Source organism: Photorhabdus khanii NC19 (assembly GCF_000517265.1).
In the GTDB taxonomy this organism is placed as follows: domain Bacteria; phylum Pseudomonadota; class Gammaproteobacteria; order Enterobacterales; family Enterobacteriaceae; genus Photorhabdus; species Photorhabdus khanii.
Genome location: NZ_AYSJ01000014.1, coordinates 679,513 through 699,322 on the forward strand (window position 1 = coordinate 679,513; position 19,810 = coordinate 699,322).

General features: G+C 41.6%; 22 protein-coding genes. 10 read left to right on the plus strand and 12 right to left on the minus strand.

The genetic code is table 11. The annotated features are described in order from the left end of the window. The first annotated feature begins 189 nt into the window (after positions 1–189). Positions 190–537, plus strand: coding sequence for a Grx4 family monothiol glutaredoxin (locus tag PTE_RS18535; protein WP_036849618.1), 348 nt, complete (start codon positions 190–192; stop codon positions 535–537). A gap of 61 nt (positions 538–598) precedes the next feature. Here the strand turns inward: PTE_RS18535 and rnt are convergent, their stop codons facing one another. Together rnt and gloA are read right to left on the minus strand one after the other, a co-directional pair. Further along, positions 599–1,306, minus strand: coding sequence for a ribonuclease T (gene rnt / locus PTE_RS18540; RefSeq protein WP_051477452.1), 708 nt, complete (start codon positions 1,304–1,306; stop codon positions 599–601). Continuing rightward, positions 1,306–1,719: a lactoylglutathione lyase gene (gloA, locus tag PTE_RS18545; protein ID WP_036849506.1), complete on the minus strand. Its 414-nt coding sequence runs from the start codon at positions 1,717–1,719 to the stop codon at positions 1,306–1,308. Before gloA ends, rnt begins: the two co-directional genes overlap by 1 nt. A gap of 172 nt (positions 1,720–1,891) precedes the next feature. Here gloA and PTE_RS18550 point away from each other — a divergent pair, with 172 nt between their 5' ends. After that, positions 1,892–2,131 carry a DUF1289 domain-containing protein gene (locus PTE_RS18550; RefSeq protein ID WP_036849507.1) on the plus strand — a complete coding sequence of 80 codons (240 nt, stop codon included), beginning with the start codon at positions 1,892–1,894 and terminating at the stop codon, positions 2,129–2,131. A gap of 559 nt (positions 2,132–2,690) precedes the next feature. Next, positions 2,691–3,122, plus strand: a complete 432-nt coding sequence (gene slyA, locus PTE_RS18555) for a transcriptional regulator SlyA (protein ID WP_036849508.1) — start codon at positions 2,691–2,693, stop codon at positions 3,120–3,122. Between the two features lie 84 nt (positions 3,123–3,206). Here slyA and PTE_RS18560 read toward each other — a convergent pair whose 3' ends face one another. Further along, a complete protein-coding gene (locus tag PTE_RS18560) occupies positions 3,207–3,677 on the minus strand; it encodes an outer membrane lipoprotein (RefSeq protein WP_023045584.1) in 471 nt (156 codons plus the stop codon). 344 nt (positions 3,678–4,021) lie between these two features. Here PTE_RS18560 and anmK point away from each other — a divergent pair, with 344 nt between their 5' ends. From anmK to pdxY, 4 genes are all read left to right on the plus strand, one after another. Beyond that, positions 4,022–5,134, plus strand: a complete 1,113-nt coding sequence (gene anmK / locus PTE_RS18565; RefSeq protein WP_036849620.1) for an anhydro-N-acetylmuramic acid kinase — start codon at positions 4,022–4,024, stop codon at positions 5,132–5,134. 48 nt (positions 5,135–5,182) lie between these two features. Continuing rightward, a complete protein-coding gene (gene pdxH / locus PTE_RS18570; protein ID WP_036849509.1) occupies positions 5,183–5,836 on the plus strand; it encodes a pyridoxamine 5'-phosphate oxidase in 654 nt (217 codons plus the stop codon). A gap of 244 nt (positions 5,837–6,080) precedes the next feature. Then, positions 6,081–7,355, plus strand: coding sequence for a tyrosine--tRNA ligase (gene tyrS / locus PTE_RS18575; RefSeq protein ID WP_036849510.1), 1,275 nt, complete (start codon positions 6,081–6,083; stop codon positions 7,353–7,355). A 224-nt stretch (positions 7,356–7,579) separates the two neighbouring features. Continuing rightward, the gene (gene pdxY, locus PTE_RS18580; RefSeq protein ID WP_036849511.1) at positions 7,580–8,443 is read left to right on the plus strand and encodes a pyridoxal kinase PdxY; all 864 of its coding nucleotides are present in this window, start codon (positions 7,580–7,582) and stop codon (positions 8,441–8,443) included. Positions 8,444–8,514: 71 nt separating this feature from the next. On the opposite strand, the gene gstA is transcribed toward pdxY, so the two are convergent. The 9 genes from gstA to pspF all read right to left on the minus strand — a co-directional run bounded on the left by gstA (position 8,515) and on the right by pspF (position 18,336). Beyond that, positions 8,515–9,120, minus strand: coding sequence for a glutathione transferase GstA (gstA, locus tag PTE_RS18585; protein WP_036849512.1), 606 nt, complete (start codon positions 9,118–9,120; stop codon positions 8,515–8,517). Between the two features lie 514 nt (positions 9,121–9,634). Further along, positions 9,635–10,393, minus strand: coding sequence for a bifunctional chorismate mutase/prephenate dehydrogenase (locus PTE_RS18590; protein ID WP_036849513.1), 759 nt, complete (start codon positions 10,391–10,393; stop codon positions 9,635–9,637). Between the two features lie 412 nt (positions 10,394–10,805). Continuing rightward, positions 10,806–11,594, minus strand: a complete 789-nt coding sequence (gene fabI, locus PTE_RS18595; protein ID WP_036849514.1) for an enoyl-ACP reductase FabI — start codon at positions 11,592–11,594, stop codon at positions 10,806–10,808. 174 nt (positions 11,595–11,768) lie between these two features. Beyond that, positions 11,769–12,578 carry a putrescine export ABC transporter ATP-binding protein SapF gene (gene sapF, locus PTE_RS18600; RefSeq protein WP_036849515.1) on the minus strand — a complete coding sequence of 270 codons (810 nt, stop codon included), beginning with the start codon at positions 12,576–12,578 and terminating at the stop codon, positions 11,769–11,771. Continuing rightward, entirely contained in the window at positions 12,579–13,571 is a 993-nt protein-coding gene (gene sapD / locus PTE_RS18605) for a putrescine export ABC transporter ATP-binding protein SapD (protein ID WP_036849516.1), read from the minus strand. Beyond that, a complete protein-coding gene (gene sapC / locus PTE_RS18610; RefSeq protein ID WP_036849517.1) occupies positions 13,571–14,461 on the minus strand; it encodes a putrescine export ABC transporter permease SapC in 891 nt (296 codons plus the stop codon). Before sapC ends, sapD begins: the two co-directional genes overlap by 1 nt. Further along, entirely contained in the window at positions 14,448–15,413 is a 966-nt protein-coding gene (sapB, locus tag PTE_RS18615; RefSeq protein WP_036849518.1) for a putrescine export ABC transporter permease SapB, read from the minus strand. Before sapB ends, sapC begins: the two co-directional genes overlap by 14 nt. Further along, the gene (gene sapA / locus PTE_RS18620; RefSeq protein WP_036849519.1) at positions 15,410–17,074 is read right to left on the minus strand and encodes an ABC transporter substrate-binding protein SapA; all 1,665 of its coding nucleotides are present in this window, start codon (positions 17,072–17,074) and stop codon (positions 15,410–15,412) included. Before sapA ends, sapB begins: the two co-directional genes overlap by 4 nt. 257 nt (positions 17,075–17,331) lie before the next feature. After that, complete coding sequence (pspF, locus tag PTE_RS18625; protein WP_036849520.1) at positions 17,332–18,336, minus strand: phage shock protein operon transcriptional activator; 1,005 nt, start codon at positions 18,334–18,336, stop codon at positions 17,332–17,334. A gap of 183 nt (positions 18,337–18,519) precedes the next feature. Between pspF and pspA the strand changes: the two genes are divergently transcribed. Genes pspA through pspC form a run of 3 tightly spaced genes read left to right on the plus strand, consistent with a single transcriptional unit; the run spans position 18,520 to position 19,802 of the window. After that, positions 18,520–19,194, plus strand: coding sequence for a phage shock protein PspA (gene pspA, locus PTE_RS18630; protein WP_036849521.1), 675 nt, complete (start codon positions 18,520–18,522; stop codon positions 19,192–19,194). Positions 19,195–19,230: 36 nt separating this feature from the next. Further along, positions 19,231–19,449 carry an envelope stress response membrane protein PspB gene (gene pspB, locus PTE_RS18635; protein ID WP_036849522.1) on the plus strand — a complete coding sequence of 73 codons (219 nt, stop codon included), beginning with the start codon at positions 19,231–19,233 and terminating at the stop codon, positions 19,447–19,449. After that, positions 19,449–19,802, plus strand: coding sequence for an envelope stress response membrane protein PspC (pspC, locus tag PTE_RS18640; RefSeq protein ID WP_036849523.1), 354 nt, complete (start codon positions 19,449–19,451; stop codon positions 19,800–19,802). Before pspB ends, pspC begins: the two co-directional genes overlap by 1 nt. The last annotated feature ends 8 nt before the right edge of the window (positions 19,803–19,810 follow it).

Below are 19,810 nucleotides of genomic sequence, written 5' to 3' on the forward strand. Positions count from 1 at the left end.
ATATTGAAAGGAAAGAGGGCAGGCAGCTTCAATGGCTTATCTGCCCTTTGAATATAACAGTCAAAAAGAGACCATCTGTTCAAGGATAAGAAAATATCAGGATGCATATTGGTGAAAGAAAATGGTATTCTCCGCCAATATTGTGACGATGTTGGTTATCAACATACTGTTGGTTTAAAGGAAATAAAAATGACGACTATTGATAAGATTGAGCGCCAAATTAAAGAGAACCCGATTCTACTGTATATGAAAGGCTCTCCTAAATTACCAAATTGTGGATTTTCTGCACAGGCTGTTCAGGCTTTATCTGCATGTGGTGAACGTTTTGCTTATGTAGATATTTTGCAAAATCCAGATATTCGTGCAGAATTGCCAAAATATGCTAACTGGCCGACTTTTCCTCAGCTTTGGGTCGAGGGTGAGTTGGTCGGTGGATGCGATATTATCATTGAGATGTATCAGCGTGGTGAGTTACAAACATTAATTAAAGAAACCGCTGATAAATATCGTGTTCAGGACGAAAACGCGACAGAATAATTTTTAAATTAGCGACAGGCTATTATGCTATCTCCCCATATGCTGATATATGGGGGTTTTGTTATTGCTTAAATTTTAATTTGATTGTATTAATCTTATAGTTAGCTATAAGTTTATCCGATTTTTTTTCTTCTGTTGTCGCTAAGGGCCAGCCACCAAGTTGTTTCCAGCGATTAACCATTTCACAGAATAATTTAGCGGTACGTTCAGTATCATATAAGGCGCTGTGAGCCTGATTATTGTCGAATGGGATCCCGGCTGTAGCGCAGGCTTTTGCTAAAATCGTTTGTCCTAATACCAGACCGCCTAAAGCAGCTGTATCAAAAGTCGCAAATGGATGAAATGGATTCCGTTTCAGTCTGGCGCGTTCTGCGGCAGCCATAACAAAGCTATGATCAAAGTTAGCATTGTGCGCAACGATAATGGCCCGGCTGCAATGATTGTTTTTTATTCCTTTACGAACCATTTTAAAAATAGCGTGCAAAGCTTCATACTCGCTCACTGCTCCACGTAGCGGATTTGATGGATCGATGCCGGTAAACTCCAGGGCTGCTGGTTCAAGATTTGCTCCCTCAAATGGCTCAATATGGAAATGAAGTGATTCGCTGGGCGCCAGCCAACCTTGATCATCCATCTCCAGTGTGATAGCGGCAATTTCAAGTAACGCGTCTGTTTTGGCACTAAAGCCGCCAGTTTCAACATCAATAACGACAGGGTAATAACCTCGAAAACGCCCACTAAGGACGTTTAGCTCTTTTTTGTCAGACATCAGATTGAGTTACCCAGGGCGTTGCTGGCATTTGTGTTTTCAATAAGTTCAATTTTGTAACCATCCGGATCTTCAACGAAAGCAATAATGGTTGTTCCACCTTTTACCGGGCCGACTTCACGGGTAATGTTACCACCTGCTTTGCGAATAGATTCGCAAGTGGCTGCGACATCATCGACACCCAATGCAATATGACCAAAGGCATCTCCCATTGCATAATGGTCAACTCCCCAGTTATAAGTTAACTCGATCACCGCCCCTTCGCTTTCATCTGTGTAGCCAACGAAGGCGAGTGAGTACTTATATTCTGTATTTTCACTGACGCGCAGTAGGCGCATTCCGAATACTTCAGTATAAAAATCAATGGAGCGTTGCAGATCACCAACGCGGATCATGGTATGGAGTAAGCGCATAATTACCTCTCATTTAATGGTTTTACCAGTATTTTTGTGCGGTCTGCCGTACAAAAACCACTAACTATAACGTGTCTTACGGTTACAGTTCAATTTATCCATAATTATAATTTATTCTCATCTGGGTTTATAATTAAATATAGTATATGAATTGTATAGGAAAGGGGATGTGATGGTCGAGCAACTGGAGTTCTTTGCTATTCCCAGCCCTTGTCGAGGAATCTGTCAGGCTAATGAGCGGGGTTTTTGTTTGGGATGTTATCGCAGCCGGGAAGAAAGGTTTAATTGGATGAAAATGTCAGACGGGCAAAAGCGTGAAGTATTGAGATTGTGCCGGCAAAGATATTTACGTACAGTGAGAGCACAAAATCAGACAGATGAAGAACTCCCTGAGCAGCCATCACTATTTTAATTAGAAAATTTTGAGGTTATTAGAGTTAACAATTCAATGATTTACTTATATAGGGTTATATTTTTGGCGAAGTTATAAATGTTCTACTATAATTTACGGTGTTTTGTTTGTTATTTTTTTATTTATTGCTTAGCGTGAAGGCTAACGGTTTTTATTTTGAGTGTTTTTATAACTTTATGTTTTAAATGGAATTTTTAGTTTGATTGTGTGACAAATGTAAAATAAAAACAACATTAATGTAAAAATAGATAGCTTAGCATTTAGATGACAGCTATCCTTATAGTACTTGGAATAAAGTATTGAATGATATTTATTGGTTTCTATTTGTTTGTATTCATAGTTCTGATAGTTTTTGTGTTAAAAATATTGTATGTTAATTGTTTTGTTCTGAATTGAATTTAAGTTTAGTTGTTCTTGGTTATAGTTACCTGAATTAGTTAGTTACTAAGAGTTTACTGTGATTGCACAGAAGTTATATATACTTTTTTAAGGCTAATTAGCCTGATTTAGAAAAATTTGGCTGTTATGTTTAGTAGGCTAGTTATTTAAGGAGGGACAATTGGAATCTACATTGGGATCAGATCTGGCACGGTTAGTCCGTATTTGGCGTGCTTTAATTGATTATCGTTTAAAGCCGTTGGAATTAACTCAGACTCATTGGGTAACGCTATACAATATTAGCCGGCTACCCCAGGAGCAATCTCAGATACAGTTGGCGAAAGCTATCGGTATTGAACAACCATCTTTAGTCAGAACATTAGATCAGCTTGAGGAAAAAAGACTTATCACTCGGCATACTTGTGCCAATGATCGTCGTGCAAAAAGAATCAAGCTGACTGAAGACTCTGCATCAGTTATTAGGGAGTTAGATGGTGTTATTGCATCGACAAGAAATGAGATTCTGGATGGTATTTCACGCGAGGAACTTGCTTTTCTTTCCACTTTAGTGCAGAAACTAGAGCAAAATATTATCCAATTACAGAGTAGATAGTAATTACGATATCCATGAAATGCTAACCGGATGAAAGAAGACCGCGACTTACAAAGATGAAGTCACGGTTTTCTTATCTATATTTTATTGTCGAGGTGAAACCGTCAGATTATTGCCCTGGCCTGCGATTCTGACACGTTGGCCTTTACTGAAGACTGTTTTGCCTTGTTTTTGAACAACAATGATGCTTTCACCACTGTCACGACGAATTTCCAATTCTACACCTTTAGTTGTGTTGAGTGCCCCCTGAATGTTTTGGCCTGCAACGCCACCGGCAACTGCACCCGCAGCAGTCGCCAATGTGTTGCCGCTGCCACCACCAATAGTATTACCAACCAGGCCACCCAGAACTGCGCCACCGATAGCACCTAATACATTCTCATTGCTGCCTGCTTGAATATTGACAGGACGAACGGAAACAATCGTACCGTAAGAGACTGTCTGGACTTGTTTAGCTTGTCCGGCAGTATAGGTATCACCAGAAAGGGAATCGGTGTTGACACAGCCTGATAATGATGCGACTGCAACCGCGCTAACTAAAAAATGCTTAAACATAATAACTCCTGATTTTAATGCCTGACTGCGGAAATCTGATAGCTTATGGGCAACCAAGCTACAACCGGCATTGGCAACAAGTAATAAAAAATTTATTCGGATAGAATAGTCGGTACATTAGCAATCTAGTGCTAAACATATATTAAACGTCAATAGAGATTTTTAAAAGAAATAGCTATTAATGAAAAATTCCACATTTTTGTGAAGTTGTTTCCAAAACTTAGGTTTTATTCCTTTGTTTTCCTATTAACCATATACAGCTAAAACCACTGCGCTTTATAGTTATTGGCGTGGTTTCTGATTTTATCAAGACAGATTCTAAGCAGGAAGGCAAATTAATGGTTATGAAGTCAGGTCGTTATATTGGTGTTATGTCGGGTACAAGTCTGGATGGGGTTGATGTGGTGCTTGCAGCAATCAGCGATAAAGTTGTTGCTCAACAAGCCAGTTATTCACATCCATTTCCATATGAACTGAAGCAAAAAATTCTCGCAGTTTGTCAGGGGCAACAAACGACATTATCTGCGATAGGCCGGTTAGATTATGAACTGGGTTCTTTATTCGCTGAAGCCGTACAAGGTTTACTGGTTAAAACAGGGTTAACTTCAAATGAGATTATTGCTGTGGGGTGTCATGGGCAGACCGTTTGGCATGAGCCGGACAGTCACATGCCTTTCACCATGCAGCTTGGCGATAATAACCGTATCGCGGCTTTAACCGGGATGACCACTGTTGGTGATTTTCGCCGGCGGGATATGGCATATGGTGGGCAGGGCGCGCCATTAGTGCCGGCTTTTCATTTCGCTGTGTTAGGTCATCCAACAGAACGCAGGATAATTCTCAATATCGGTGGTATTGCTAACATAACGACGCTGTTACCTGGATCGTTAGTTAAAGGGTATGACACCGGTCCGGGTAATATGCTGATGGATAGCTGGGTATGGTGCCATCAGAAAAAACCTTATGATAAAGATGGTCAATGGGCACGAGAGGGTGCCGTCAATAACAGCTTACTCAGACAAATGCTCTCTGATCACTATTTTTCGCGGCCCGCCCCTAAAAGCACCGGCCGGGAGTATTTCAATATGAGTTGGTTGGAAGCACAATTAGTTAACTTTCCTGATATATTACCCGTTGATGTTCAGGCCACACTGGCCGAGCTGACAGCGGTATCTGTGTCACAGCAAATCATGTTGAGTGGTGGGTGCGAACGTCTGCTGGTTTGTGGTGGTGGCGCGCGTAATCCACAAATAATGAGTCGACTTTCTGCATTATTGCCGGGGACAGAAGTGTGTCCGACAGATAAATATGGTCTTAGTGGTGATGATATGGAAGCACTGGCATTTGCCTGGTTAGCATTCCGTACGATGTCAGGAGCTTCAGGGAATTTACCTTCTGTTACCGGCGCCAGCAGTAAAACTATTTTAGGTGCAATTTATCCTGTTACTAATGAATAACAATGGTAAGCTGTCTGGTATTTGATAAATCATAAGCAGAGCTACATAATGTCAGAACGTAATGAATTTGATGTTGCAGAATTACGCCGCGAATATGTCCGTGGCGGGTTAAGACGTAAAGATTTGACTAAAGAACCCATCGAACTTTTTGAACGTTGGCTAAAGCAGGCATGTGAAGCCAAATTGTATGATCCAACGGCAATGTGTATCGCAACGGTCGATGAGAATGGTCAACCATATCAACGTATTGTTCTATTGAAGCATTTTGATACCAATAGTTTGGTTTTTTATACAAATTTAGGCAGCCGAAAAGCAAAACATTTGGCGCAGAATAACAAAATCAGCCTTCATTTCCCTTGGCATCCACTGGAAAGGCAGGTTTCTTTTCTGGGTAAAGCTGAACGCCTTTCTCCTGTTGAAGTGGTGAAATATTTCCATAGTCGCCCCAAAGATAGCCAGATTGCTGCATGGGTGTCGCAACAATCTTCCCGTATTTCCACACGTGGTGTTTTGGAAGGGAAATTCCTTGAACTAAAACAGAAATTCCTAAATGGTGAGGTTCCTTTACCCAGCTTTTGGGGGGGATTTAAAGTGACCTTTGATTCTGTTGAGTTTTGGCAGGGTGGTGCAAATCGGCTCCATGACCGGTTTATTTATCAACGGGAAGGCGATAGCTGGCATATTGACAGGCTTGCACCATAAATCGTGGATTACTATTTTTAGTACTGGCACTTATAGTATTGGCGCTTTATGCTATGCCGCACTCTTTTTGAATCGCGATTTATATACCCTATAGATTTCAAGATGCATCGAGACGGCAAGGGAGCGAATCCCCGGGCGCATAGCGAACTATGTGACCGGGGTGAGCGAGTGCAGCCAACAAAGAGGCAACTTGAAAGATAACGGGTATACAACAGACAAAATAAATAAACTGATGGAGCCATTAATGTCTAGCAATAACCTGATAAAACAACTGCAAGAGCGGGGCCTCATTGCCCAGGTTACGGATGAAAATGCGTTAGTAGAGAGACTGGCGCAAGGCCCTGTTTCCCTCTATTGTGGTTTCGATCCGACCGCTGACAGCTTGCATTTGGGGCATCTGGTTCCTTTGCTGTGTTTAAAACGATTCCAGCTGGCCGGGCATAAGCCTGTGGCGTTGGTTGGTGGGGCTACGGGTTTGATTGGCGATCCAAGCTTCAAAGCCACTGAACGTAAATTGAATACCGAAGATACCGTTAAAGAGTGGGTAGAAAAAATCCGCCGGCAGGTTTCACCTTTCCTGGATTTTGATTGTGGTGAGAACAGCGCTAAAACAGCCAATAATTATGATTGGTTTGGCAACATGGATGTTTTGACTTTCCTGCGTGATATCGGCAAACATTTCTCGGTTAATCAGATGATTAACAAAGAAGCGGTTAAACAGCGTTTGAACCGTGATGATGTGGGTATTTCTTTTACTGAGTTTTCTTATAATTTGCTGCAATCGTATGACTTTGCCCGCCTGAATGAAGTGCATGGTGTTGAGTTGCAGATTGGTGGTTCTGACCAGTGGGGGAATATTACTTCAGGTATTGATTTAACCCGTCGTATCAACCAGAAACAAGTATTTGGTATGACTGTTCCTCTGATTACTAAATCTGATGGCACTAAATTTGGTAAGACAGAAGGTGGGGCTGTTTGGTTGGATCCGAAGAAAACCAGTCCATACAAATTCTATCAATTCTGGATTAACACTGCGGATGCTGATGTCTATCGCTTCCTGAAATTCTTTACCTTTATGAGTCTTGAAGATATTGATGCTTTGGAAGAAGAAGACAGAAATAGCGGCAAAGCGCCTCGTGCTCAGTACGAGTTGGCAGAACAGGTCACCGGCATGGTGCACGGTGCAGAAGGGGTGGCAGCCGCTAAACGTATTACAGAAAGTTTGTTCTCCGGTGCAGTCGCTGATTTGACCGAAGAGGATTTTGCTCAACTGGCACAGGATGGTATGCCTGTAATCGAGTTGGAAAAAGGCGCAGATTTGCAACAAGCTTTGGTTAATGCCGGGTTAGTCCCTTCCCGTGGTCAAGCACGGACTATGATTAGTTCCAACGCTGTTGCGGTTAATGGTGAAAAGCAGTCTGAACCTGAATATGTGTTTACTAACAGTAATTGTCTGTTTGATCGTTACACATTGTTGCGTCGTGGCAAAAAACACGATTGCTTGATCTGCTGGAAATAACCAATATTGCGTATATACCCAATAGATTTCAAGTTGCAGCGCGGCGGCAAGTGAACGCATCCCCAGGAGCATAGATAACTTTGTGACTGGGGTAAATGAAAGCAGCCAACAAAGCAGCAACTTGAAAAATGAAGGGTATAAATGGGCAACGGTAATGTTGCCCTTTTTCTTACCCTAACTTTATCTTACAAACAGAAGCCAGAATAAAAATATAGGCCACAATTGTGAAAAATATCCTTTCGATTCAATCTCATGTTGTTTTTGGGCACGCTGGTAACAGCGCTGCGGAATTCCCTATGCGTCGGATGGGGGTAAATGTCTGGCCGTTGAACACCGTCCAGTTTTCAAATCACACCCAATATGCTCAATGGAAAGGGTGTGTTATGCCGGCTAACCATCTCACCGAAATCGTTCAGGGTATTGAAGAAATTGAACAGCTCAAATCTTGTAGTGCAGTTTTGAGTGGATATATCGGTTCACCAGAGCAGGGTAGTCATATTATCGATATAGTGAAACGGGTAAAGGCGGCGAATCCTGATGCTTGGTATTTCTGTGATCCTGTTATGGGACATCCAGAAAAAGGTTGTATTGTTGCCCCCGGGGTTGCTGAATTTTTGTGTGAAAAAGCGCTCCCTGTGAGTGATGTCATTGCACCAAATTTGCTGGAGCTTGAAACGCTCAGTATGCAGAAAGTGACCAATGTAGAACAGGCGGTTACGGCTGCCCGATCTCTGTGCGAAAGAGGTCCGGATGTTGTACTGGTTAAACATCTTAGTCGTGCTGGTTATCGGGCTGATCGTTTTGAAATGCTATTAGTGACTCAAGAGCATAGTTGGCATGTTAGTCGGCTTTTAGTGGATTTTGGCGAACGTCAGCCGGTTGGTGTTGGTGATTTAACCAGCGGTTTGCTATTAGTTAATCTATTAAAAGGAGAGTCTTTACAAACGGCTCTTGAACATGTCGCTGCTGCGGTTTATGAAGTTATGATAACAACCAAAGATATGGATGAATATGAGTTACAGATTGTAGCTGCTCAAGACAGAATGGTGACGCCTGACCATGAATTTCGTGCGACACAATTAGATTAATACGTAATTAGATTAATAATGTATTTAACCGTTCCACTGATGTTGTGTGGAACGGTTTGTTTATCTGTAGATCAAATTAATCCTTCAGCTTTCAATGCATCACGAACGTTTGGACGTTCTGCAATTTTTTCCTGATAGGCTTTAAGATGTATCAGGCCGGATAAATCTAACTGAACCAAAGGTGCCCAGTTGCTGACCGTAAATAAATAGGCGTCAGCAACAGTAAAATTATCTCCGGCAATGTAGGGCTGGTTTGCCAATACTTCATCTATATAATGGAATTTTTTAAGTAGATAATTAATAGCAACAGGAAGATAATTGTCTGGTGTTCCTGGTAAAAATAGTGGTGAATACCCTTTATGAATCTCACTGGAAATATAACTAAGACATTCAAGCTGGTGATATCGCTCCATCGTCCCGGCGGGTGCAATTAATTTTTTCTCCGGTTTCTGGTCTGCAATATATTGAACAATAACAGATCCTTCGGTAAGGATCTCATTGTTATCTAACAGAAGAGTTGGTACCTGGCCTTTTGGGTTAACTGCGAGAAAATCGTCGCCGTTCTCTGTTTTTTTCGTTTTTAGATCAACTTTAATAACGCTGAAATCAAGCCCTGCTTCACGGAGTATGATGTGAGGAGATAGGGAACACGTTCCAGGTTGGTAATAAAGTTTCATGTATCGCTCCTTAAAAGTTTCCGGTAGTAAATACAATTTAAATTACAGGTTCTGGGACAAAGGAACTCAGCAAGGCTTTTGTCATAGCCTTGATATATATTATCACGATATATGGAAATATGTTATGTCAAATTGATATACCCGTTATCTTTCAAGTTGCCTCTTTGTTGGCTGCACTCGCTCATCCCGGTCACATAGTTCGCTATGCGCCCGGGGATTCGCTTCCTTGACGTCGCGATGCATCTTGAAATCTATAGGGTATAATTAAATAAATATAAGGTGTGTGATTGTATTGTGATGAGATTTTTTTATCTCTTTGTTTATATCATTGGTGTTCTGTTTTTTTATAATATTTCCGAATAGATTGGTGGCTAATATAGAAGTTTAGTGTTAGTTCTGGATGCAGTTACTTATCCAGAACTGACTTGTATTTTGTGTTATATAGCATATTTTCAACTAATTATATTATAAAAAGTAAATAATAGAGATTGTTGATAATTTCATCTTATATTGGCTATAAGATAATTAATACATTATTCTTATTAAATAACTTATAATCATAAGAAAATAAATTGAATTTATCCGTAAAGTTACTAAAGTAAACCATGCATTGTCTATAGTTTCTTGTGAAAATATTTTTTTTATTTTCCTCGTTAAAATATTCAATTAACTCATTGTAAATGTCGTTAATTGCTTTTATTTGTCCATTAAGCCTATTAACTGAATTGTTTATAGTTTCCAAGCTAAATGAAACATCTGATATGTTTAAAATGATTTCTTCCATCAATAGGGAAATTTTATATATTTGATTTTTATCTTCTCCGTTGGGAATGTTTTTTAATAATTTATGAATTTTTATATGTGTTTTTCTGGCGAAATTTTTCTTATGCTCAAAGTTAATTTTAGATATTTCAAATGATTGTGGTATTTTTGAAATAAAACTATTTACTTTACTAAAATCTGATTCAATTTCTTTCAATGCATGACTGACTATGGCAATATAGCCATGACCTAAATATCCACAGCTAAGTGATCCTAAATAAGTTGTTACTTTTTTTATATTCTTAATAATTGTGTCAATATCTTGTTCATCGAAATTATATGCATATTCATAATTTTCCAGTGCTGATGGCCAGCCATATAATGATCCACTAAATTCACGCCAAAAAGAATCAATTTCTTGTGATGGGTCATAATTTTTAAGACATTCGGGTAGTTTTATATTCGTAATTGATTTGAACATATTGGATATAATTAAAAAGTCATTTTTCATTTTATGCACCTTGCTAAAATAATAAACATTATTAAACCCTATAAAAGTATGAAATATAATATCTGAACTAAAAGGTTAAAATGATAATAAAAAAATATTGTACTGGTAATCGACTTTATAAAAGTTAACTTATTGATTATATTAAAGGACAGATTACTGATTAGTGCAAGAAAATGAGATGATATTTTTTATTTCATTAAAATAATTATAAGGTGATATCATTTAACTCTTTAATTACAAAAGCTTTAATCGATTTTTTAAATATTTTTTATATTTTAATTTAAAACTGATTCTTATCTATTAGTGATAATTTAATTAAGTAATTAATCTATTGTTTTTATCTATAATATAAAGCCCAAAAAATTCACTTTTCGGGCCTTATTAAGTTAATAATCAATGATTATTAACCAGATTATCTTAATTCCAGCTCATTCATTGCTGCAATGCTAAAACCGCCATCCACATGCAGGATTTCACCGGTAATACCGCCGGACAGATCCGAGCATAAAAATGCCGCAGCGTTACCGACATCTTCAGTTGTTACCGTACGGCGAATTGGGTTAATGGATTCACAGTGAGCCAGCATTTTACGGAAATCTTTGATGCCGGAAGCGGCCAAAGTACGGATAGGGCCAGCAGAGATACCGTTAACACGAATACCTTCCGCACCCATGGTGTTAGCCATATAACGAACGTTAGCTTCCAGAGATGCTTTTGCCAGGCCCATCACGTTATAGTTAGGGATTGCACGCTCTGCCCCTAAATAGGTGAGGGTCAGTAAAGCAGAATTTGGGTTCAGCATTTCACGGCAAGTTTTTGCCATAGCAACAAAGCTATAAGAGCTGATGTCGTGTGCGATTTTAAAGCCTTCGCGGGTAACGGCATTTACATAGTCACCATCCAACTGATCAGCAGGTGCAAAACCAATGGAGTGAACAAAACCATCAAATTTTGGCCAGATTTTACCCAATTCAGTGAACAGGGTTTCAATACTTTTATCTTCAGCAACATCGCAAGGCAGAACGATAGTTGAGCCTAGGGAAGCCGCAAATTCTTCAACACGAGGTTTCAACTTGTCATTCTGATAAGTGAAAGCCAGTTCGGCTCCCTGATCATGCATTGCTTTTGCAACACCATAAGCAATGGAGAGTTTACTGGCAACGCCAGTGATCAGAATGCGCTTGCCGGTCATAAAGCCCATAACAGTATCCTTGTGTGATAAAGCCAGTAATGATATTAATGGATTAGAATTGCTAACAGAGATAATATCAATATGGCATTTTATTGTTAATAAACCCAGTGATTCTATCACGCTGGAGAGAAATGTGCTGTATTTTGCGTTCTGCTCCGAGCAGTGATTATCGTTTTGTATGCGTCAAGGAATATCCTGTCGCCAAGCATCAGAGGTGAGTGGCTCACCGAAATGGCTGGCGATCAGGCGGCGGGTTATATCATGCAGAGGAGAAGCCAACACTTCAGCTGTATTTCCCCGTTCGATAACTTCGCCTTGATGCATGACTAGGACCTGATCGCTGATATGTTTCATCATGCCAAGATGCTGGGTAACATAGAGGTAAGAAATACCCTGCTTTTCCTGTAATTCCAACATCAGATTAATTATTTGAGAGCGCATAGACATATCAAGTGATGCTAATGCTTCATCGGCAATAATAATCTGAGGCTGTAATATTAATGCCCGCGCCAGTGCTACCCGCTGTTTTTGGCCTGAGGCTAACATATGTGGATAATAATTGGCATGGTCAGGCAGCAGGCCAACTTGCCGCAATGTTTGATTGATCCGTTTTTCCCGCTCGGTTGTATTGAGTTCTGTATTGAGCAGAAGAGGAACGTCAAGAATTTGCCCAATCCGCTGGCGAGGATTCAGTGAGGTGCTTGGATCCTGAAATATCATGCGAATGCGTTGACTGCGATAACTATAGTCACCATAAGTGAGTTTATGCCCTTCAATCATGATTTCGCCGGAAGTGGGTTCCATGACACCTGAAAGCATTTTTGCCAGGGTTGATTTGCCAGAACCGTTTTCACCAATAATCGCCAGGGTCTGTTTTGCCTTTAAGGTAAAGCTGACAGGTTTTACTGCGTCAAGATGCTGACGATGAAAAAAACCGGTACGATAACGGAAAGTTTTAGCTAAATTCCTGACTTCCAGCAGAGTATTAACCAATTACTGCTCCTCCAGATTTAATGGAAAATGGCAGGCAAAAGCATGGTTTTTAATTACCCGCAACCGTGGTGTTTCAATACAGGTTTTTTGTGCGTAAGGGCAGCGTGGACCTAAACGGCAGCCAATGGGCAGGTGCTCAAGGGATGGAATGGTACCGGGTAATGTATTTAATCTGCTTTTATGGGGCAGCGAGCTGCCGAAATCAGGAATCGCACGGCTTAACGCTTGTGTATAGGGATGGTGTGGTGTTACCAGCAATTCATTGGGCGCGGCGCTTTCGACAGTTTGACCACAATACAGAACATTAATGCGATCCACCAGTTTACTCATGATTTGCAAGTCATGGCTTATCAGTAAAATTGTGGTGTTATTGTTCTGATTCAATCGTGCTAACAGACGGAAAATCTGAGCTTGCGTGGTTGGTTCCATCGCATTAGTGGGTTCATCTGCAATCAGCAAGCGTGGTTGGTTAGCCAATGCGATAGCAATCATCACTTTCTGGCATTCCCCTTCAGTTAATTCGTAAGGGAAGCTACTCATAATATCTTTATGATCTTTAATTCCCACACGGTGAAGTAACTCGATGACCCGGCGTTTTCGCCATTTGAAGCGTTGCCACCAACGGCCTTTATAAGTCCAGCCGGGAATTGCCTGAATAAGTTGCTGACCAATATTTTCAGAAGGATCAAGACAAGATTGTGGCTCCTGAAAAATCATTGAGATATTGTGGCCGATCACTTTTCGGCGCTGTCGGGGAGTCAGGCGCAGCAGATCAATATCATCGAAGCGAAAACGGTCAGCGGTCACTTTGAGATTATCTTTAGTGACCCCGCTTATCGCTTTGGCAATCAGGCTCTTGCCAGAGCCTGATTCACCAACCAGACCGCGTATTTCACCTTCTGTCAGTGAGATACTGACGCGATCAACGGCTTTAACTGGCCCTTTGGCAGTCATAAATTCAATAGTGAGATTGCGAATATCAAGTAATGGCATTATTCCACCCCGGAATTAATTGCACGGTGTAATCCATTACCCAGCAAATTGATTAACAAGACACTCACCATTATCGCCGCGCCGGGCAACATAACGGTCCAGGGCGCAACATAGATTAGCTCCAGCGAATCGCCCAACATAGCTCCCCATTCAGGTGAGGGAAGTTGGGCACCAAGATCAAGAAAACCAAGAGAAACGATATCAAGTATGGCAATCGAAAGGGCGCGGGTCAGCTCGCTGACCAATACGGCGGTAATGTTTGGTAATACGGCATACCATAGAATATGGTAATTGGAGGCACCATCCAAGCGCGCGGCAATGACATACTCTTTATCCAGTTCATCATGAACCGCACTGTAAACTGTGCGAACGATACGTGGTAATAGCGCCAGCCAAATAGCGATTATGGCATGGGACAAACTGGCGCCGACAAAGGCGACGACAATAATTGCCAGCAATAATGAAGGGATAGAAAGTAATGAATCAAGAATATGATTGAGTACGGCGGATTTCAGTCCCCGTGTCATACCTGCCAGACAACCGATGATCAGACCGCATAAAGCCGCTGCCAACGTGACCAGTAGTGCTGAACCGAACGTGGATGCCGTACCTATCAATAATCGGCTGAGAATGTCGCGCCCAAGATCATCGGTACCTAAAAAAAAGGCGATATTACCGTGATGTGACCACGAAGGTGGCAGCAACTGATGCCCAAGAAATTGTTGATCAAGCTGATAGGGTGCCAGATACCCCCCAAACAGACTGAGGGCAACCAGAATAAGTACCCCATAGAATCCCGTCATTGCCAGTATATCGGAAGAGAAAAAATGCCAGATGACCTTTATCGGTGACGGCATTTTCTTTTCACGATAAAAATTATCTAAGGGCATACCATTCCTTATGCTTCAGAGGGGTAGTCATCGCGCCAATGATATCAGACAGAACATTGACTAAAATAACCAGCGTGCCAATAACCATCACACCCGCAGAAATGGTGGAGTAATCTTGCTGGCGGATTGCACTGACTAACCAGTGACCAAGCCCCGGCCAGTTAAATACCAGTTCTGTCATCATAGCCAGTGTCAGCATGGTGGAAAATTGTAATCCCAGTTTCGGAATGATAGGAGGCAGCGCATTATGCAGGACATGACGACGGATAATTGTCAGCCTTGATAAACCCCGGGTTGAAGCGGCTTTAATGTAGTTTTCACCAAAAACTTCCTCTGTGCTGTTTCTCATCAGCCGGATAACTTCGGTTGTTGGTGCCACCGCGAGTGTGATCACGGGTAAGAGCAAGTGTTGCATGGTACTGATAATCATCTCATTGCGATAGGGTGATGTTGATAACCAGGCATCAATGAGTGAGAAACCTGTCACAGTCTCAATCTGATATAGCAGATCAAAGCGGCCAGAAACCGGTAGCCAGCCAAGATAAAGGGAAAAAAACAGGGTCAGTAATAACGCCAGCCAAAAAATTGGAATAGAAAACCCAACTAAGGCGATGGAAGTGATAACAGTATCCGCTGTTTTGTTACGCCACACCCCCGCAATAATACCCAGTGGAATACCGGCCAGTAAGGCGGCAGAGAAAGCCAGAATACAGAGCTCCATTGTGGCAGGAAACACTTCCCTTAGTTGTTCACTGATGAGTTCACCATTAATACTGGATACACCAAAATCCCATAACAATAAACTGTGGAAATAGAATGTATAAGCGTCAAACAGCGATGCGCCGCCGAGAGGGGCATTGGGGGTAAAGTAACTGAGGCTGAAACTTATCAGCGACAGGAAAAATAGCGTGATAATCAGTAATAGCAGACGACGGAGAATGTAAATAATCATTTGTCGTCCTTCTGAGTTGTTGGGTGAGTCTCTTTTTCCCGGTAAACACCGGCAAAAGAGGTATTCCCAAATGGACTGAGTATCAGCCCTTTAATATCGTAACGGTAAGCTTGCAAGCGCAAGGAGTAGGCTAATGGTAATACCGGTAATTGCTGTTCAAGAATTTGTTGAGCAGCATGATAATACTTTATTCGGGATAATAATTGTTGGTTAATCAAAGCCTGTTGCAAAATCTTATCAAATATTGGATGACACCAATGGCTGAAATTTGTCTGTGAAGCGATCGCAGCACAACTTAACAATGGTCGGAAAAAACTGTCTGGATCATTACTGTCAGTAGACCAGCCTGATAGCGTCATATCATGGGATTTATCCATCAGTTTGGTTTCCTGAAAGCGGCCTTCAACAGGTTTGATATGCATGGTAATACCTACCTGCGCTAAATCAGCCTGGATCAATTCTGCCATTTTAAGTGGACTTGGATTATAAGACTGAGAAGTGGAAGGGACCCATAAGCTCAATTGCATCCCATTCAATCCAAGGTCATTGAGCATTTTGCGGGATTTTTCCGGGTTATATTCTGTAATTTCAGCTTGATTATCATAAGCCCATGATGCCCGCGGTAAAATTGATGCGGCGGTTTCCGCCGTTCCATAATAAATGGATTGCATTAACCGCTGGTTATTAATTGCGTAGGCAATGGCTTGTCGAACCTGTAATTTATCAAGTGGTGGTTTGCTGGTATTGAAAGCCAGATAAGCGATATTCATTCCTGGGCGTAAAGTGAGGCGCAGGCGGGGATCGTCCCGCAGGACTTTAAGCTGACTGGCCGCAGGATAAGCTAATACATCACATTCGCCAGTTAAAAGTTTAGACATTCTCCCGGTGCCGCCGGCACCGACGTCAATAACGATTTGTTGCATCTGCGGCTTGCCTTTCCAGTATTTATCATGGCGAACCAGACGGATAAATTGCCTGGTTCGATGATTTTCCAGCATAAATGGGCCTGTGCCGACAGGTTTCCAGTCAATTTGCTCGTGGCGGTTCATTTCATGCAATTGCTGCCCATATTCTTGTGAAAGTATCGGGGCATAATGGGTTGCCAAATGCCAAAGAAAAGAAGCATCGGGTTCGTTCAGACGAAATTCCACCGTATATTTATCAATTTTACGGATACTTTGAATAGAATCGGCCAGTTGGAGACTGTCAAAATAGGGATAATGCCCGCCATTGACGTAATGATAATAGTGTTGCTTATCAAACAAACGTTTAAAGCTAAAAATGACGTCATCGGCATTCATTTTACGGGTCGGAGTAAACCAGCCTGTTGATTGAAATGAGACATTATGGCGCAAATAAAAACGGTATGTCGCGCCGTCATCCAGCGTTTCCCAGCGGGAGGCTAATTCAGGCAGCAGACGGTAAGTATAAGGGTCGACATCCAATAGACGTTCATAGAGTTGCGCTGCCAGAGTATCGACCGTTAAACCGCTGGTGGTCAGTTGCGGGTTAAAGGTATTCAGGTTGCCACTAACGCAATAAACAAATCCTTGCTGCCGGATATCAGCTGGAACCCGGGGCTTTTTTTCAGGCGTAGCCATTGTCTCTGCAATAGCCGGAGCTGAGAGGGATAATATGATCCAATAAATCAAACTACGCATATAAGGCATCTGTTATTAATTAGAATTGACACATTGTATCTCAATTAGCGCTTGAGCCCAAAAAAACCGGGCGATGACGATAATGAGAAAAATTCTCAATAAAGTGCTTTACAAATCGTATTGAGAAACATTATCATTTGTATCGCACTTCCGGGGAACAGTCTTTGTTATCCTAGGAAAGGCACGACATTGCTCACATTGCTTCCAGTGTTTTTTAGCCAGCTCGGGTGCTGGCTTTTTTTTATCTGTCATTCGGATCACTTATCGTCTGTACTGATATTATGTTTCTTTATTAAGCCGCGCAATTGATGATAGGTCAGTCCTAGCTTTTCTGCCGCTTTTCTCTGATTAAACCTATTTGCCTTTAATGATAATTCTATTAATTGTCGTTCGCTGTCGTGTTGCCATTGTTTCAGATTAACCGGCAGGGAAGGCAGAGGCGGTAAAGATGAATCGTTATTGTCATCAACATTGACGATAGAATGCGGCGCAGAAACGAATGGATTAATAATGATATTATCAAGTTGATCGAAATTTTCACCGTGACGATAAACAGAGCGTTCCACCACATTTTTCAGCTCCCGGATATTACCGGGCCAGTTGTAATTTTGTAATCGTTGTTTTGCCTGTTCAGTGAAGCCGGGAAATAATGGCAAATCCAACTCGCGGCACATCTGAATAGCAAAATGTTGTGCCAGTAACATAATGTCCTGCTGCCTTTGGCGCAATGGTGGGATTTGAACCACATCAAACGCTAATCTATCGAGTAAATCAGCGCGGAATTTACCCTTAGCTGCCATGGCGGGCAGATTATCATTGGTCGCGCATATCAATCGAACATCGACCTGCAATGGTTGGCTGCCGCCAACCCGTTCAAGATGCCCATATTCAATGACGCGCAACAACTTTTCCTGAACCTGCATGGGGGCGGTTGCCAGCTCATCAAGAAATAACGTTCCGCCATCAGCACGCTCAAATCTTCCTTGATGTCTTTTTTGTGCGCCAGTAAATGCGCCAGCCTCATGACCAAATAACTCTGAATCCAATAAATTTTCATTCAAAGCAGCGCAGTTTAGGGAGATAAATGGTCCTTGCCAGCGGGGGGATAAATAATGCAAACGGCGGGCAATCAGCTCCTTGCCTGTTCCGCGTTCACCAATAACCAGCGCTGGTTTATTTAATTTTGCCAGCGCGGATACCTGCTCCAGAATTTCAATAAAGCTGTTTGCTTCACCTAATAGGTTTTCTGTAACTTCATTCATGACTATTTTCGCTAACAGTTGGTTATTATGACCACTCTATTTCGTTATGATAAAAAATCAAATAAAAAAATTTATTTATATTTCATGTGGATAAAACGAATAAAAAAGTTGGCACGACTCTTGATAGTATGTCATTAGCAGTACAACAAATCTAAAAATCTTAATCAAAGAGGATAATTTACTATGGGTATTTTCTCTCGTTTTGCCGATATCGTGAACGCCAACATCTCTTCATTACTGGATAAAGCGGAAGATCCGCACAAAATGATTCGCCTGATGATTCAGGAAATGGAAGATACTTTGGTTGAAATCCGCTCAACTTCTGCGCGCACGCTGGCAGAGAAAAAACAGTTATCTCGTCGCATTATGTCAGGCGAACAGCAAATACATGACTGGCAGGAAAAAGCTGAATTAGCGCTGAATAAAGACAGAGAAGATTTGGCGCGGTCAGCACTGATTGAAAAACAGAAAGTTGCTGCTTTAGTGGATACATTGAAGCATGAATTAACCATACTGGAAGAAACCCTTGAGCGCATGAAAGGGGAAGTCACTGAGCTTGAAAACAAACTCGGTGAAACTCGGGCAAGACAGCAGGCATTGGCTTTGCGTCATCAGGCTGCCGCTTCTTCGCGACAGGTTCGTCGCCAGTTAGACAGCGGTAAAATTGATGAGGCAATGGCTCGCTTCGAGCAATTTGAACGCCGTATTGATCATATGGAGGCTGAAGTGGAAACTGTGGGCATGGGAAAACAAAAATCCCTGGATCAACAGTTTGCTGAATTAAAAGCAGACGATGAAATTAGTGCGCAGTTAGCAGCAATGAAAGCTAAAATAAATGCTAATAAAGAACAACATTAAATACTGGTGTACTCAACTCACCATTAAGGAAAAGTGATGAGCTCTATATTTATTAGCATTCCACTGATTATCTTTGTACTTTTTGTTTTACCCATCTGGCTGTGGTTGCATTATAACAGCCGGAATTCAAGCCAAAGTCAGTTGGATCAGAATGAAGTTCAACGCCTGGCAGAGCGTGTACAGCATATGCAGGCACGAATCAAAACGTTGGAAGATATTCTGGATGCGGAGCATCCTGACTGGAGGCAATCATAATGTCGAATTATAACCGCCGGAAACTGTACCGAATACCTGAAAAAGGCAAGATTAAAGGTGTTTGCGCTGGGTTGGCTTACTATTTTGATGTACCCGTAGGTTTAATTCGTGCAATGACTATATTGTCACTATTCTTTGGCCTGTTTGGTTTAGTCGTTATTGCTTATATTGTACTGGTTTTCGTCTTGGATCCGGCACCGGCCAGTTATACCGAAGAAGCCAGTTTTTCGGTACAGAAATTACTGAATGAAGCAGATTATCAATTGAAAGCGGGTGAGCTTCGTCTGCGTCAAATGGAACGTTATGTCACCTCAGAAACATTCAGTGTTCGCAGTCGTTTCAGACAACTTTGAGAGTAAGA